General features: G+C 61.9%; 16 protein-coding genes and 1 pseudogene. 4 read left to right on the top strand and 13 right to left on the bottom strand.

Features of this window, described 5'->3' with window-relative positions:
* Positions 1 to 448: pseudogene (locus AHiyo1_RS25425) on the bottom strand (hypothetical protein); the annotation flags it as partial.
* A 703-nt stretch (positions 449 to 1,151) separates the two neighbouring features.
* Between AHiyo1_RS25425 and AHiyo1_RS26320 the strand changes: the two are divergent.
* Positions 1,152 to 2,516, top strand: a complete 1,365-nt coding sequence (locus AHiyo1_RS26320; RefSeq protein WP_148667448.1) for a hypothetical protein — start codon at positions 1,152 to 1,154, stop codon at positions 2,514 to 2,516.
* Positions 2,517 to 2,596: 80 nt separating this feature from the next.
* Here the strand turns inward: AHiyo1_RS26320 and AHiyo1_RS26315 are convergent, their stop codons facing one another.
* Positions 2,597 to 2,854 (bottom strand): hypothetical protein, encoded by a 258-nt coding sequence (locus tag AHiyo1_RS26315; RefSeq protein ID WP_113990582.1) that lies wholly within the window; start codon positions 2,852 to 2,854, stop codon positions 2,597 to 2,599.
* A gap of 47 nt (positions 2,855 to 2,901) precedes the next feature.
* On the opposite strand from AHiyo1_RS26315, the gene AHiyo1_RS26310 reads away from it, so the two are divergent.
* Positions 2,902 to 3,639, top strand: coding sequence for a helix-turn-helix transcriptional regulator (locus AHiyo1_RS26310; protein ID WP_253257191.1), 738 nt, complete (start codon positions 2,902 to 2,904; stop codon positions 3,637 to 3,639).
* Between the two features lie 20 nt (positions 3,640 to 3,659).
* Here the strand turns inward: AHiyo1_RS26310 and AHiyo1_RS06810 are convergent, their stop codons facing one another.
* The 9 genes from AHiyo1_RS06810 to AHiyo1_RS06770 form a co-directional block, all read right to left on the bottom strand.
* On the bottom strand, positions 3,660 to 4,304 hold the full coding sequence (locus tag AHiyo1_RS06810) for an ABC transporter ATP-binding protein (RefSeq protein ID WP_172465515.1): 645 nt from the start codon (positions 4,302 to 4,304) through the stop codon (positions 3,660 to 3,662).
* A complete protein-coding gene (locus AHiyo1_RS24540; protein WP_059388037.1) occupies positions 4,256 to 5,785 on the bottom strand; it encodes a hypothetical protein in 1,530 nt (509 codons plus the stop codon). The genes AHiyo1_RS06810 and AHiyo1_RS24540 overlap by 49 nt, the downstream gene beginning before the upstream one ends.
* The gene (locus tag AHiyo1_RS06805; protein ID WP_059388036.1) at positions 5,782 to 6,198 is read right to left on the bottom strand and encodes a hypothetical protein; all 417 of its coding nucleotides are present in this window, start codon (positions 6,196 to 6,198) and stop codon (positions 5,782 to 5,784) included. The genes AHiyo1_RS24540 and AHiyo1_RS06805 overlap by 4 nt, the downstream gene beginning before the upstream one ends.
* 36 nt (positions 6,199 to 6,234) lie before the next feature.
* Positions 6,235 to 6,843: a hypothetical protein gene (locus AHiyo1_RS06800; RefSeq protein ID WP_059388035.1), complete on the bottom strand. Its 609-nt coding sequence runs from the start codon at positions 6,841 to 6,843 to the stop codon at positions 6,235 to 6,237.
* A 10-nt stretch (positions 6,844 to 6,853) separates the two neighbouring features.
* Complete coding sequence (locus tag AHiyo1_RS06795; RefSeq protein ID WP_113990581.1) at positions 6,854 to 7,414, bottom strand: stage II sporulation protein M; 561 nt, start codon at positions 7,412 to 7,414, stop codon at positions 6,854 to 6,856.
* A 4-nt stretch (positions 7,415 to 7,418) separates the two neighbouring features.
* Complete coding sequence (locus AHiyo1_RS06790; RefSeq protein ID WP_059388033.1) at positions 7,419 to 7,685, bottom strand: uberolysin/carnocyclin family circular bacteriocin; 267 nt, start codon at positions 7,683 to 7,685, stop codon at positions 7,419 to 7,421.
* A gap of 271 nt (positions 7,686 to 7,956) precedes the next feature.
* Positions 7,957 to 8,211 carry a TetR/AcrR family transcriptional regulator C-terminal domain-containing protein gene (locus AHiyo1_RS06785; RefSeq protein WP_113990580.1) on the bottom strand — a complete coding sequence of 85 codons (255 nt, stop codon included), beginning with the start codon at positions 8,209 to 8,211 and terminating at the stop codon, positions 7,957 to 7,959.
* A gap of 194 nt (positions 8,212 to 8,405) precedes the next feature.
* Entirely contained in the window at positions 8,406 to 9,845 is a 1,440-nt protein-coding gene (locus tag AHiyo1_RS06775) for a UDP-glucose dehydrogenase family protein (RefSeq protein WP_084784385.1), read from the bottom strand.
* Complete coding sequence (locus AHiyo1_RS06770; protein WP_084784384.1) at positions 9,842 to 11,080, bottom strand: glycosyltransferase family 4 protein; 1,239 nt, start codon at positions 11,078 to 11,080, stop codon at positions 9,842 to 9,844. Before AHiyo1_RS06770 ends, AHiyo1_RS06775 begins: the two co-directional genes overlap by 4 nt.
* 372 nt (positions 11,081 to 11,452) lie before the next feature.
* Here AHiyo1_RS06770 and AHiyo1_RS06765 point away from each other — a divergent pair, with 372 nt between their 5' ends.
* Positions 11,453 to 12,754 carry a polysaccharide deacetylase family protein gene (locus AHiyo1_RS06765; protein ID WP_059388032.1) on the top strand — a complete coding sequence of 434 codons (1,302 nt, stop codon included), beginning with the start codon at positions 11,453 to 11,455 and terminating at the stop codon, positions 12,752 to 12,754.
* A complete protein-coding gene (locus AHiyo1_RS26305) occupies positions 12,751 to 13,344 on the top strand; it encodes a hypothetical protein (RefSeq protein ID WP_059388031.1) in 594 nt (197 codons plus the stop codon). Before AHiyo1_RS06765 ends, AHiyo1_RS26305 begins: the two co-directional genes overlap by 4 nt.
* A 90-nt stretch (positions 13,345 to 13,434) precedes the next feature.
* On the opposite strand, the gene AHiyo1_RS06760 is transcribed toward AHiyo1_RS26305, so the two are convergent.
* Positions 13,435 to 13,677 carry a hypothetical protein gene (locus tag AHiyo1_RS06760; RefSeq protein WP_084784383.1) on the bottom strand — a complete coding sequence of 81 codons (243 nt, stop codon included), beginning with the start codon at positions 13,675 to 13,677 and terminating at the stop codon, positions 13,435 to 13,437.
* 8 nt (positions 13,678 to 13,685) lie between these two features.
* A partial coding sequence (locus AHiyo1_RS06755) for a flotillin domain-containing protein (RefSeq protein WP_275937041.1) occupies positions 13,686 to 13,980 on the bottom strand: 295 nt, incomplete at its 5' end.

The raw sequence follows: 13,980 nt of genomic DNA, 5'->3' as shown, positions 1-13,980 counted from the left end.
CAGCAGCGGCCTTGTCAGCTGCTGCTTTGTCAGCAGCGGCCTTGTCTGCCGCCGCCTTCGCCGCAGCTGCTGCTGCGCGAGCGTCGGTTACTTTCTTTGACTCTGAGCGTTCCATCCAAACTAAGGTGCCCGCGTCGGATTTTGTGCAGATGTACACCTTGGGCGGGTAGCTCTCGGTTGCGTTCTCCGTTACGCAGGACGCGGATTTCGGCGCGGTCGGTGTGGGCGTGGGAGTTGGGGTGGGCGTCGCCGAGGCGGAAGTTGATGCCGATTGAGTGGCTCCCGCTTGGGAGGTTGTTGGGCTGGCTCCGCCGCAGGCGGCAAGGGAGAGTGCTGCGGCAGTAGACGTGACGATGGCAAAGACCTTGAAGATATTCTTCCGAGATTTCAAGAAGTCGTGCGACGCGTGCTTTATTTCCCCGTTGTTTTCAGGCGCGCGAGTATTCATTTATTGCCCCCATGATTCAGTTTTTGACGCGAATGTCAGCAGATCCTAGCATCTGAAATGCGAGAAAAGAAGAAGTTGTCCACATGGACGAGAAAGCCTCTTGACAGGGTCCCAAGAGGTTGTGGTCCATTCTGCAAATTAGAATTTATATTCGATCTATGAAAACAAGATTCGAATAAATATCCACATGCGCGAGGTTCGATCTAGAGGCGGCCACGAAACCCCCGTAGCGTCGGAAGCAAGAGACCACCACCAGGAGCACCATGGAAAATTCATCGCGAAACCCCACCTCCTTGGACGCCGGGGGAACACTGAGTTTTCTTCGGCGCACACGGAGATGCGGAACAAAACCCCACGTCGGCACACGTAGACGGCTCCCCGCGCACACTGAGTTTTGCCAAAACACCACTTAGATGGCCGTTTCGGACTTTACGGTTTCCCTTGGAACGAGGTTCGTCAGCGCACCCCGGGGGATTCCGTGGGAGTGCTTGGGAGTCCGCCTGCCAACGCCCGGCTTTGGGCAGGAAACAGTTGAATCGTCTGGACCTCGCACCACCTAAGGACCGGAGAGTGCTGGATCAGCGCGTCAGAGAAAGTTGGATCGCGAGTGTTCGATCAGGAAGTTCGGCGAACGCTGGACTACGTTGCTCGCGGAATGATAGTTCGAATTGTCGGCGCGCCTGGCAGCGGCCGCACGAGTGTGGTGCAAAAGGCTATCGCCGATCTGGAAAATACCGGAGCAACGGTTTACTCCGTTTCGGGACTCCGCTCACATCGCGAAATACCCTTTGGTGGAATACATAGCCTGAGCCTGGATATTCGAATAGGCCAATTGGGAGTCCTCGGTGTAGCTGACACCCTGGCGAGCCGGCTCTCCAGGCCAGGGGAGCGCGTGCTTGTGGTCGATGACCTCGACTTCGTCGACACGGAGACTGTAGCGGTTCTGGACGCCGTCCGGCGTCGGACGAAACGGCCCATGATCGTTACCATGAGCGAGTCATCCATCTACTCGATGGCGCAGCCAGCGGTGCTCAGCCCCGGACCGGAAGCCAGGGTTCACCTGAATCCGCTTCGCTACGAGCAAGTGAACGAGCTCCTCACCGGGATTCTGGGAGCCCCGGCGGACACCGACACCACTGCCCGGATCCTGACGAAATCGGCAGGGAACCCGCGGCTTGTGGTTCGCATCGCGGAAACTGCTTCCCTCAGTGGCTTGATTGTCCTCCGCCATGGTCAATGGCGCATGACGGGCGACACCCTGTGGAACGAGCACCTTCATGGCACCGTGGAATCCCTCCTCGAAGGACTCGAAGCCGACGAACTCACGGGCCTTCAAGCCATGGCCATCGCCGGGACCACGCCCCTCGACGTACTGCAACAGGTAGTTCATTCCGATGTTCTCGACAGGCTCGAACAGCGCGGCCTCATTTCCGTTGTGGAGGACCTCCACAACACTGTCTCCGCTTCGATCACGCCACCGGTCCTGGCCGACTACTTCCGTGGTCAAAGAGTGCTCACAAGCAGGCGGGTCCTGAAGAGTCGAATCACCCGAGCCCTCAGCGGTTTGCCACAGGAATCCCACGTTGACCTCAACTCGGCTGATTCGCTGATGAGGGTCCTGGCTGCGCTGCGCCTTGAACGGAGCTCGGACGACGCCGCAACGGCACGCCATTTTCATGAGCAAGTATCCGTCCTGGAGCGCAAGCGATACGAGCTGTGGAATGCCGAAAGGTCAGTATCGAATGCTGTGGCACTTCTGAGGGTCTATTGGGGCTCGCCGATTGACGCATCGAGAATTGAGCGGATCCTTGCCCAGACCGTGACCTCGGAAGGCGAATCGTGCGATCTCCTGTTCCTGGCATTTACCAAAGCGCTTTGGGCGATCCATAAGGGCAAAGGACTGGACTCTGCGGCCGGCGCCTCAGGAGCTTCGGGGAGGAACGTCCCAAATGGTCCGCCGAAGCCGAAGCGGCAGAACTTTTCCTCGTGGCGTCCTACGACAGAATGCCGGAGAACCTCGACGGGATCTTCGCGCGTCTGCACGATCGTCACCCCGAAAGCGGTGTGATAGCCAGCATCCGGGGCATCCTGGAACTCTACCGATTCAACCCTTCCGCCGCGCTCAAAGCCATCGACACTTCAGGCGGCTTAAGAGGCATTCCGGGAATCGAACCGTTCATCCGTGGAATGGCTTTGTTCAGCTCGGGGCGGATCGATGAGTCGATTGTCTTTGCGCTTGACCAACGCGCAGATGCCCGCCGCAAGCTGGACCAGTTCGGGATGGTTTGCAACACCTATGTGGCTGCCCAGGCCCTGATCTACCGCGGCTATTTCGACGACGCCGAGTACCTCATGGGCAGTGTGTTTGCCATGGGGCGGCCAGGCTTCCTGGTGGCTTCCCTTCACGACGCAATGCTTAGGCTCGCCGGCTCAGGACGGCGACGTCCGCGATCTTGCCCGCAGCGACCCTTGCCACCCAGGCACGGCGCGAAGCTGAAGACATCGGCCCGCTCCCCGGGACAGCGAGAGGCGTGTACGAGCTCGTCGCCGCGCGACCCCTCATTCCCGCTGTATTCGACGGGAAGGCCGCGAAACTCATTCAACGGCAGCTCGAACGTGGCTATGTCCTCGAGGCGATCTATTCCGCGCTCTTCTTCACGTGCCTTCTCCCGGGCCGGAAAGTTCTCGATCTCCTCCGGCAGACCTTGAAAGAGTATGCACCGGCCGCTTCACATGATCAGCTCTTGGCAATTGCCGCGGCCGTGGTGGAGGATGACCACCAAATGCTCGGCGTGCTGCTCGAGCATTACGAGCCCGACGCCGATTTCTACCAGGTCCGGATGCTGCTCCGCGGCGCCTTCAAGCGGTATGCGTTCGTGGACAACACGATCGGTGCGGCTGCGATGGACCGGGCGTACTCCATGTTCGCGGCACGTTTTCCTTCGCCGGATGAGCCCGTCGCGTTTAGTTCCGGAAGCTACTCGCCCCTGACCGTCCGGGAAATCGAGATAGCAGCCCTGGCAGGTCATCGCTCCAACCCGGAGATCGCCGAGCATCTGGGAATCAGTATCAGGACCGTGGAAAGCCACATCTCCAACGCGCTGCGCAAGACAGGAAGCCCTTCCCGCACGGCCCTCTTTGACCTTGTCCGGGATTCGTCTCCGTTCCGCGAAAAGCGGCTTTCCGAGTGAGCCTGCCAGTGGGCTTCGGTCTACGCGATTGCTCCTTCCTCCTTGAAGACGAAGGAATGCCTAACGGTCAGTTGCTCCGGAATTGTGTGCGAAATGAGGACAACCACTTTGTGCTGTGCCCAGTCGCCGAGCTCGTCGATCAGGGCCTCGATGCCTCGAACGTCCATGCCGTTGAAAGGCTCATCGATGGCGACCACAGGGGTGTCGGCCACAGTGCACATGAGCAGCCAGAGCTTCCGGATATTGCCCGTGGACAGCATGGAGACGGGCTGCTCCACCCAGTCCTTCAGTCCATACTTGGCCAGCCGGGCGAGCCCGGCCTCCGGACCGACCTGACGGCTACGTGCCGCCAGGGCCAGATGGTCGTGAACCGTCATGGAGGGGTAGAGCGCCGGCGTCGTACGGCAGACGCTCCGTACGTGGCGCGCGTCCGGTGAGCTGGCGTCGATACCGCAAAGCCGAACGCTTCCGGCCCAAGGTTGGAGGAAACCGCTGATGAGCTCCAGGAGCGTCGATTTCCCGCTGCCATTGCTGCCGGCCACACGGTAAAGCCCGGGCTCGTTCATGCTGAGACTGAGTCCGTCCAGGACAGGGGTGCCTTGCCGGTAGCCGGCGGTTACAGAATCGATTTCGATCGAAGCCTCAAAAGACGTTGATGCAGGCATACGGCGGCTCCCAGGATCAAGAGGATGGAATAGCCCAACAACAGCACGGTGCTGAACTCGGGGCTGACAACAAGAATGAGCGAGCATGGAGAAATCAGGAGGAGTGTGAAGAGGCCGTCCATCACGTCATTGGACTTGGTCCCGTCGGTGGTGGTTGGCGGACGGGAGAGGGATTCCGCGACGACTCCGGACGCCGCGACGATCAAACCCGCGAGGACAGCACCAGGAGCCGGAAGGTCCAGTGCGAGAAATGCCCCTAGGAAAACAAATCCACCGATGGCCGCCCCCGCTATGACGTAGATTCCGACGAGCCGGACAACGATCGCGGTGGCGGAGAAGCCGTTCTCCCACGCGAAGCGGTAGTGGTACAGCTTCGCCGTGGGCCCGATCCGATAGAGCATCGGTTCCGTGACGCCGAGGCTCAGGAGCACGGCAGCACCAATCAAGGATTTGTGCAGCTCTCCGGAGCCGAGAGCCGACTGCAGGGGGAAGACGCCCCTCGCTCCCAAGAGGATGCCAACGACGGCGATCCAGGCAAGGACGATGGTCGCGATCACCGAGCCCTGTTTGCTGCTCAACAGATCAGTGACAACGAATAGCCCGAAGCTTGTCGCCGGCCGTTGGCTGCCGCTCCGCTCCGTATTGAAAGAAATCCTGCGGTAGCTGAGGCGGCGCCAGGCACGGATGCTGAGCAGGATCAATATCCCGGACGCGGCCGCTGCCAGGGAGTACAACGCCGGAAGGAAGCGCGAGGGGTCCCCGGCGAGGCCGCCGAGCCGGTAGAGCTGAGGCAGGAGAAATCCCGTGGCAGCCCCGAGCAACAATCCAAGGAAGAGCGCCAAGACGCCATACCGCCAATGGAGGCCCATCCTTCGTGCAGGTGTTGAAGCGAAATGAAGGACGCAGTAGACGCACGCACAGGAGGCGAGAGCCAGGACGGAGGCCGAAGCCGCCACGACGCCAAAGTAGCTCGGCGATTCCTCGAAGAAGACCAGGAGGAATACCACGGCCGAATACCAAAGGATGCCCGTGCGGCGGAACGCCGGGACCAGACCATATCTCACCACAACCTGCGGGAGGGGAAGTTCCATCGCCCGGAAGAGCTCCAAATGCGGAGTGCCGGATACTGCCAGCCGTCGGCTTGAAACTACCTCGGTGAGAACTGAGGCGACCGCGGAGTAGAGGATCGCGAGGAATCCCCAGTTGAGCACAGCAGCCGTGTCTTGGCGGAGCGGGCCGTCGCGGAGAACAGACATCGTGGATGCGAACACCATTGTTCCGAGCAGGACCAAGGCGATCGATCCGAAGATCGCGAGGGCCCTGAAACCGTCCAGCGTGAGCGGCAAACGCATCGCATTGACGATTTCGAAAGCCCGAAAGTCGCGCAGGATTCGGTAATCGGACCTCCGGACCGACACAGCAGGGACGCTGGCGTTCGAAGCTAGGCCTGCGACGTCGGCGGGTGGGGTTTCGGTCCTCATCGGCGCCTAGAACTTGCTCCGCGGACTCTTCTTCTGGACTGAGTCCATGAAGCCACAATGGTGAGGACCGCGAGGCCGAGCGCACAGACCGCGGCGATGGCCGACGTCGTGCCCTGGAACGGGACGACTATTACCGGGCTGACGGCCGCCGCGTTGGCGAAACCAGCGACGGCGAAAACAGCCGCCTTGAGCGGTAGCCATTTCCCGGCCTTGCTGAAGGCCGCAATCAAGGGTGCCGCCACTCCGAAGACGAGAAGCACGGTGACCATCGTGTTCTTCACGGCGAGGGGATCTATGTTCTTGAGGCCTTCCGGGGCGGGAGAAGCCCACATCAGGCCGACTGAAATGCAGGAGAATGCAGCGACCGGGAGGCCCACGATTCGTAGAAGCAGGCCGAAGAGCTGAGTAGTCATTGAGAATTTCTGTCCGTGGGTGGTGGTTGAGGAAGGTCAGCCGATGGCGACTATTGTTGACAGACCCATGGCCGAAAGCACAACGAGGATCTTCCTGCCTGTGGAAAACTCGCGCCAATGTCGGTAGAAGATCACCAGGGCCAGCACGGCCATCGAGGGGAAATAGGCCCAATATCCGGGGATTTCCCGCGGTTGGATGACACCAAAGGCCACGCTGAAGAGATTCACCGGGATCGTGGCGAGAATGGCGATCACAAAGAAGGCCCCGATCTTGAAGCGGCCCGCGAGCACCGATTTTCCCGGGATCACCCGTTTGTCCAAAAACGCGGCCAGCGAGAAGTACAAAGCGATGATCACGGCGTAGACAAGGAAGAACAAAACGGTGCCCACGGTCATGGAGAGGCTCAGGAGGCGATCGTCCCCGATTTCCGAGCGCACGTCCGCCGGAACGTTCGCGTTGAGATACTTTCTGGTCAGGGGAAGCCGCAGAGCCACCAAAGCCATGAGCAGGATGTAGCCCGCGATCCACAGACCCCGGGACGTCGAGACCCATTCCCTGGCTGAGGACGGCTCGGGACGCAACTTTCCGACCTTTGCGACGCTGATGACGGTTTCGGACTTCCGTCCGTCTTCCGTGCTGGTCATGAATTCCTCCTCAGGTCTTGAGCTGAATCACGATGGCCTCGATGACGGCACCGAGGACTATCAGGGCGATGGCAATGAGCAAAGTGCCGAGGGAACGGGCCATGTCGTCGATGAACGACCTCAGGGTTGGAGGCTCGTTCTTCATCAGCAGCCTCCGAGCCAGGCCCGCGGCGGGCTGGAATCCGGCGGTCGCCGCCATCACCAGGCCGACGAACTCGAACGGGACGTACCACATCACGTCCGCAACCAGGCCCGCACCGCCGACGGAATGCACCCCGAGGGATACCGTCGCCCCGACATACAGCGCCAGGATTCCGGCTCCGAGAAGCGTGGTCAGCCCGAGGGTCGCGACCCCCGAATAGAGCACCAAGGCCGCACCGACGTTTCGCCCAAGGATCTGGAGGAAGTCTTTGCTGGAGAGGGGACTCCCACCCATGTCCTTGGCGTCCCGGATCCAGGACAGGTCCACAGCCGAGTAGCCGAAGACGGCTATGGCTGCCATGGCGAGGCCCGTGCTTGGGAGCAACCATCCAGGGATGCCCCCAAGCACGCGTGCTGTCTTAGCAAGCATCGATTTAGGCGACTGCTTGCGCCCGGCCGATGCGGAAGAGGATGCCTCGAGCCGTTGCGATCAAGGCACCCGTGATTCCTGCCCCGAAAATTGTGCCGATGACAACGAGAGCCCAGCCTCCGACCTCAATGGCGTGCATGATCTGGGACGCCGCCGCGGCAGAGATCCCAAGGGACCCCGCGATCCATGAAACGGCCAAGCTCGCGCCGAAGATGCCAACCACGGCCAGCGCAGCCGCGGCCGCAGCCTGAAGGCCGGTCCTTTTCGTCATTGTTGATTCCACTACAACCCCATTTCTCGAGTAGAACGGCCAACGGTTTCGCTGGCCTTGAAGAGTGGTGACCCTCCTCAAAGGAAGGCCATCCACGATTCAGATTCTCTCGGTGAAATTGGCGTCTCCGTGTAAAAAACGGAAAAATCCGTGTGCAAAAGGCCGTTTCTCAGTGTGAATAAGCCGGATCTCCGTGTGCGCGGTGGCCCGTCTACGTGTAATCCGGGCAAAAACACTGAGAGCCGTTCTCGGCCTGGGAACGCTAAGGAACTTAGACGTGGCCGGTCTGGTCGTGGACCGTCAATGTCCCGGCGAGGTCGAGGTCTGCGCCGGTGCCGTGCGCCCCGGCGTGTGCGAGGAGTGCGGCACCAAGTGCGGCGCTCCAGAATGTCCTGGCTTCGACGTCGACGGGTCGCTTGAGGCTCCAACCCCGGCTGCCGACAAGCTGGGTCACGAAGCGCTCCGATTGGCGGAACAGCAGTTGGAGGTGCTCGTCGACCACGGGGGCGAGCTCGGCCTTGGCGATTCCGGTCGCGAGTGCGAGTCCCGTGCCATCAGGGAGGTTTTCCCGACATCAACCTCGACGTCGCCATCCAACGACGGAACGTCCCTCAGCAGGCTGTGCTCAGCAACTCCTTCGGTTTCGGTGGGCAGAACGTCTCCCTCGTCATCACCGATGCACTGCACCCCAAAGCCCCGAATACACGATGAACCACGCGGCTACCGTCGCGTGGAGGGTGCCTTGGCCGGCGAACCGACAATGAACGGGCGTGTGTTGAGCGGTTCGACGGGAACGACGGGAGGTTTGGCTTCGGTAAGCGGCTCCGAAGTCTCATCGTGGGAGCCGGTTCCGAGCCCACGAACCGTCCAGCCTTGCGCCCGCCATGCTCGAGCATCCAGGACGTTCCGCGCGTCCAGGACCATCCGGCGTCGTACGAGCGAGCCGACGGCGGCGGGCGAGAGGGCACGGTATTCGTCCCATTCGGTGAGCAGCAGCACCAACTCGGCGCCTTCGAGAGCGCGCGTGGTGGACGCTTCGAAGCGGAGCTGCGGATAGCGCATCCAGGCATTGTTGATCGCCTTGGGATCCGTCACCGTAACGTGGGCGCCGGCCGCGGCGAGTTGGAGTGCGACGTCGAGGGAGGGCGAGTCACGGATGTCGTCGGTGTCCGGTTTGAACGCCGCGCCCAGCACGGTGACGGTGCGGCCGGACAGGAAGCCCTTGCACATGTCACGGGCGACGTCCACGGCGCGGGCGCGCTGGCCCAGGTTGATGGAATCGACCACACCCATCCACTCGTCGAGGGAAGGCACGGACAGCGCTTGTGCCTGTGCGCGGAACGAGCGGATGTCCTTCGGCAAGCAGCCGCCGCCGAAACCCAGTCCAGCGTGGAGGTACCGGTTGCCGATGCGCGGATCCAGCCCCATCGCCTCACTGAGCTCGGTAACGTCGGCCCCTGAAGCGTCGCAAAGCTCGGCGATGGCGTTGATGAAGCTGAGCTTCGTGGCGAGGTACGCATTGGAGGCGGACTTGATGAGCTCGGCGGTCGCGAAGTTGCAGACCAGCCGCGGGATCCCGGCCGAAATCAGAGGTTCGTAGACGGCGTCGAGCGCAGCCGTGACAGGGGTGCCCGCGGCAGAGTCCTTGCCGCCCGGCACGCCGTACACCAAACGATCCGGGACCAATGAGTCCTTCACTGCCGTACCTTGGCGCAGGAATTCGGGGTTCCAGCCGAGCAGGACATCCGGCCTGCGGGCAAGGATGCCGCGGAGCATGTCCACCGTTCCCACGGGAACGGTGGATTTGCCGACGACGGCGGCGCCGCTCGCGAGGTGCGGAAGCAGGCTCTTCGTGGCTGCGATCACGTAGGAGAGGTCCGCCGTATCGGAGGTCTTGGACTGCGGTGTGCCCACGCAGAGGAAGTGCGTCTGGGCGCCGGCGGCGTCGGCGAAGTCGGTGGAGAACGTGAGCCGCTTGGTAGCGAAGCCGTCGCGGAGAAGTTCGTCGAGGCCGGGTTCGTGGAAAGGTGCGAAACCCTTGTTCAGGTGGGCCACCTTCTGTGCGTCGACGTCGATGCCCACCACGGTGTGGCCCATCGACGCGAGCGTGGCGGCGTGTACTGCGCCAAGATAGCCGCAGCCTACAACGGAGATTTTCATGCGGGGAGTCCTTTGCTGGAAGTCACGGAAATGGTGGCAGGCTTTGCCGCGTGAAGTTCGGACGCCTGAAGTTCGGCTGCCTGAACCGGGTGGCTGGGAGCGGCGGCCGGTTCTACGAGCGCTTCCCCCGCGATTACCGCCTCGTAATGCTCGACGAGTTGGGCACTCAGCACCGGCCAGGTCCGTCCTTGGACCGAAGCGAGTGCTGCCGTTCCGAACGCACGTCGCTTGGCGTCGTCGCCCACCAAGTCCTGCACGTAGGCCCGCAACTGCGCGAGGTCTCCTGGCTCGTAAAGCCAGCCGGTGCGCGAGTTTTCCACGAGATCGAGGGGACCGCCCCGGCCGGTGGCCACGACGGGAACGCCGGAGGCCATGGCCTCCTGGATGGTCTGGCAAAACGTTTCGAACTCTCCGGGATGGACGAAGAGGTCGAAGCCCGCCACGACTTGGGCCAATTCGTCGCCGCCGAGGAACCCGGTGAAGAAGGCATTCGGCAGCGCTGCTTCCAGGGCGGCGCGTTGCGGACCGTCGCCCACAATGACAAGCCTGGTTCCCGGCAGGTCCGCCAGCACGGCGAGGTCCTCCACTTGTTTCTCGATCGCGAGGCGGCCGACGTAGCCGATGATGCGCTCTCCGTGGGGCGCAACGGAGGTGCGCCACGCCGTCGAGCGCTTGGTGGGGGAGAAGCGCGCGGTATCCACACCGCGCCGCCACATTCCCACCCTGAGGATCCCGCGGCCGCGCAACTGGTTGAGCGCGAACGTGGACGGGACCAGTGTCCGGTCTGCACGAAGATGGATGTTGTCCACCCGGTTCCATGCCCAGTTCTCCAGCATGGGGAGCCCATAGCGGGCAGCGTAGCTGGGGACCTCGGTTTGGTAGATGGCAACCGTCGGAATGCCGAGCTGGTGCGCAGCTTGCACAGCCCGCCACCCGAGGACGAAGGGCGATGCGAGGTGGACAACGTCCGGTGCGTAGTCGGCAAGGATTCTCTTGACCCGGCTCACGCCGCCCAACGCCACCCGCACATTGGTGTATCCGGCCAAGGGCACGGACGGGAGGCGGTGGACAAAAGCGCCGTTCACGACGTCCGAGACAGCAGTGTCCGACGTCGACGGCGCAATCACCATCACTTCGTCGCCGCGCTCTTGCAGATGCTCGAGCACCCGCAGGATGGAGTGCGTGACCCCGTTCATGAGCGGCAGGAATGATTCGGCAACGATAGCGATCCTCACCCCTCCACGGTGTGCGCGGCGGTTGGCGAAGCGGGGGAATGGGCGTGACCGCAAGGGGAAGGTTTGGTTAACAAATTGACGTTGCTTCCCCGAGTGGAGGATCCGTAGCGACCGAACATGCGCAAATCTAGGTAATTACGCAGCTCAAAGACGGGTAGGACTTACTCTTATTCCCCCATGTCGGCCCGCCTTACGGTGACATCGGTAGTGAACCTCGTGGCCATGACTGGGGCTTGTCCCGGGCACCGGGGTATTTCGGCAAGCGGGCGATGACTGGGCGGCGCGCCCTCACATGCTGAACAACGTTGGGTGATTCACCCTGCGCCGCCCGTATGTCCGGCCAGGCCGTTGTCTAGAATCGAGCCAGACCCTATGAAACTCTTCAACCGTACTGACCAGGTTGACCAGCACCGGACGTTTAAAGGGACGATCCCCGGTAAATGGTTTACGTGGTTCTCCACCGTTGTGGTGGTATTTGCTTTCACCGGCGTCACCGCCGGCATCACCGCACCCGCAGCCCAAGCCGCCAATCCAACCGTCGTCACCTTGACCTTTGACGACGCAAATGCCGACCAACTCAACGCCGCGCAGACCATGCAGAGCCTGGGCCTGGTGGGTACTTTCTTCACGCCGTCCGGATTCATCAACAACCCCAATTACCTGACGACAAGCGACATGCAGGGCCTTGTGGCGAACGGCAACGAGATTGCCGGCCACACCGTCACACACCCGGACCTGACCACCGTGACGTTGGATGAGGCAACACGCCAGATTTGCAACGACAGGGTCAACCTCACAAACCTTGGATTCACGATCACTGACTTCGCGTATCCATTCGCTTCCGAGAACGCATCCCTCGAAACCGTCGTCAAGAACTGCGGGCTCAATAGCGCCCGCAACCTTGGTGACATCAAGACGCGGTTCAGCTGCGCCGGCTGCCCGCTCGCGGAGACCATCCCTCCTGCCAACCCGTACAACACGGCGGCTCCGGATGAAGTGGACAACACCTGGACCCTGGCGGACCTGCAAAAGTCGGTCACCCAGGCGGAGCCCGGAGGCGGGTGGGTCCAGCTCACCTTCCACCATATTTCAGCTACCAGCACGGATCCGCTGAACATCACCCCGACCCTGTTCAACCAGTTCGCCACGTGGCTCAAGTCCAGGCCCGCAACCACCACGGTCAAGACGGTGGCCCAAGTGATCGGCGGAACCGTCAAGCCGCTTGTCTCGGGACCGCCGGCGCCACCGGAGGGCACGGGCAACCTGATCAAGAACCCAAGCCTTGAAACCTTGGTCAGCGGGGCTCCGCAGTGCTGGGCCGCAGCAGGCTATGGCACCAACACGGCAGCTTTTTCCACCGTCAGGCAGGCGCACACCGGAAAAGTCGCCGAACAGCTCGTGGTCACCAACTATGTCGACGGCGACGCCAAGCTGTTGCCGACCCTTGACCTAGGAGGGTGCTCGCCTACAGCCACACCCGGGAACTCCTATTCAATCGGTGCCTGGTATAAATCGACCACAAGCACCCAATTCGAGCTCTACTACCGGATCGGCGTAGGCTCCTGGAAGTATTGGACATCAAGCCCCTGGTTCTCAGCGGCCACGACCTTCCAAAAGGCCACCTGGACAACGCCTCCACTGCCCACGGGCGCCAGCGGCATCAGCTTCGGTTGAACCTGTTCAGCAACGGCACGCTCACCACCGACGACTACGAGATGTTCGACGTCGGCACCCCGCCACCGCCTCCTCCGCCGCCACCAGCGGGCGGCAACCTGGTACAGAACCCCAGCCTTGAAACGGCCGGTACGGGCTCGTTCCCGCAGTGCTGGCAGGCCGGCGGATACGGCACCAACACCGCGACGTTCAGCACGGTTGCTACCGCGCACACCGGTACCAAAGCGGAGAAACTCACCATCACGGGATACTCCAGTGGTGACGCGAAACTGCTTCCAACAATGGACACCAGTACCTGCCCACCTGCGGCCGTCGCCGGACACACCTATTCGGTGCGTGTTTGGTACACCTCTACAGCCGTCACACAGTTCGCCTTGTATTACCGTGACGCCTCAAACAACTGGGTGTACTGGACCTCCGGACCGTGGCTGAATACCGCGACTACCTACACACAGGCAAGCTTCACGACGCCGGCACTACCCGCCGGGGCCACGGCCATCAGTTTCGGGTTGAGCTTGTTCAGCAACGGATCGGTCACCACCGACGATTACGCGATGTACGACAGCGTAGGAGCTCCGCCGCTGGGCTGAGCAATCGATCAGTGACAAAAAGCTGAGGGCGGCTGACTAGCCGCCCTCAGCTTTTTGTCGGGTTCTCTATTGCGCCGGCTGGCGGTCGCGCTATCTGGCAGCCTTCAGGACGTCCGGCAAGTCGTCAACGAATACGGTCCCGGGTGGCTCGTAATAGATGACAAGCACCTCGTCACCCACGTTGAAAACACTGCTCTTGTCGAAGGGATGCGCGTGGAAGGCGCTCGTACCGCCGTGGAACGGCAGCATCACTTCCCCCACAGTGCCTGGCCCGATACGACCCGTGACCCTGCCGATTTTGCCCGTCAGGCTCCGATCAACCTCTTTGTGCATCGGTGTCCCTATGCATCAGGGGTTTTGGTGGGCCGCTTGGGCGGTTCCTTGCCGTTCTTGAGCGCAGCTGTGATCGATGGCAGGTAGTTGCCCACTTGGGACAGGATCCCACCCACCATGCTGTTGAGGCCCTCGCCGCCGTTGAGGACGGTCAGGTTGCCCACGTGGGCAAACGGTTCAGCCGCGGCTGCCACGATCGCCGGCATGTTCTCCGCGAGCTGTTGGGAGATGACGGCCTCTTGGTTGGTTCCGAGAGCCTCGGCGCGGGCCTTGATGCCGTCCGCTTCCGCCAAGGATTTGGCC

Source organism: Arthrobacter sp. Hiyo1 (genome assembly GCF_001263615.2).
Classification (GTDB): Bacteria; Actinomycetota; Actinomycetes; order Actinomycetales; family Micrococcaceae; genus Arthrobacter.
The sequence above is the reverse complement of the archived record's forward strand: the minus strand, read 5'-3'. Positions and strand labels throughout refer to the sequence as shown.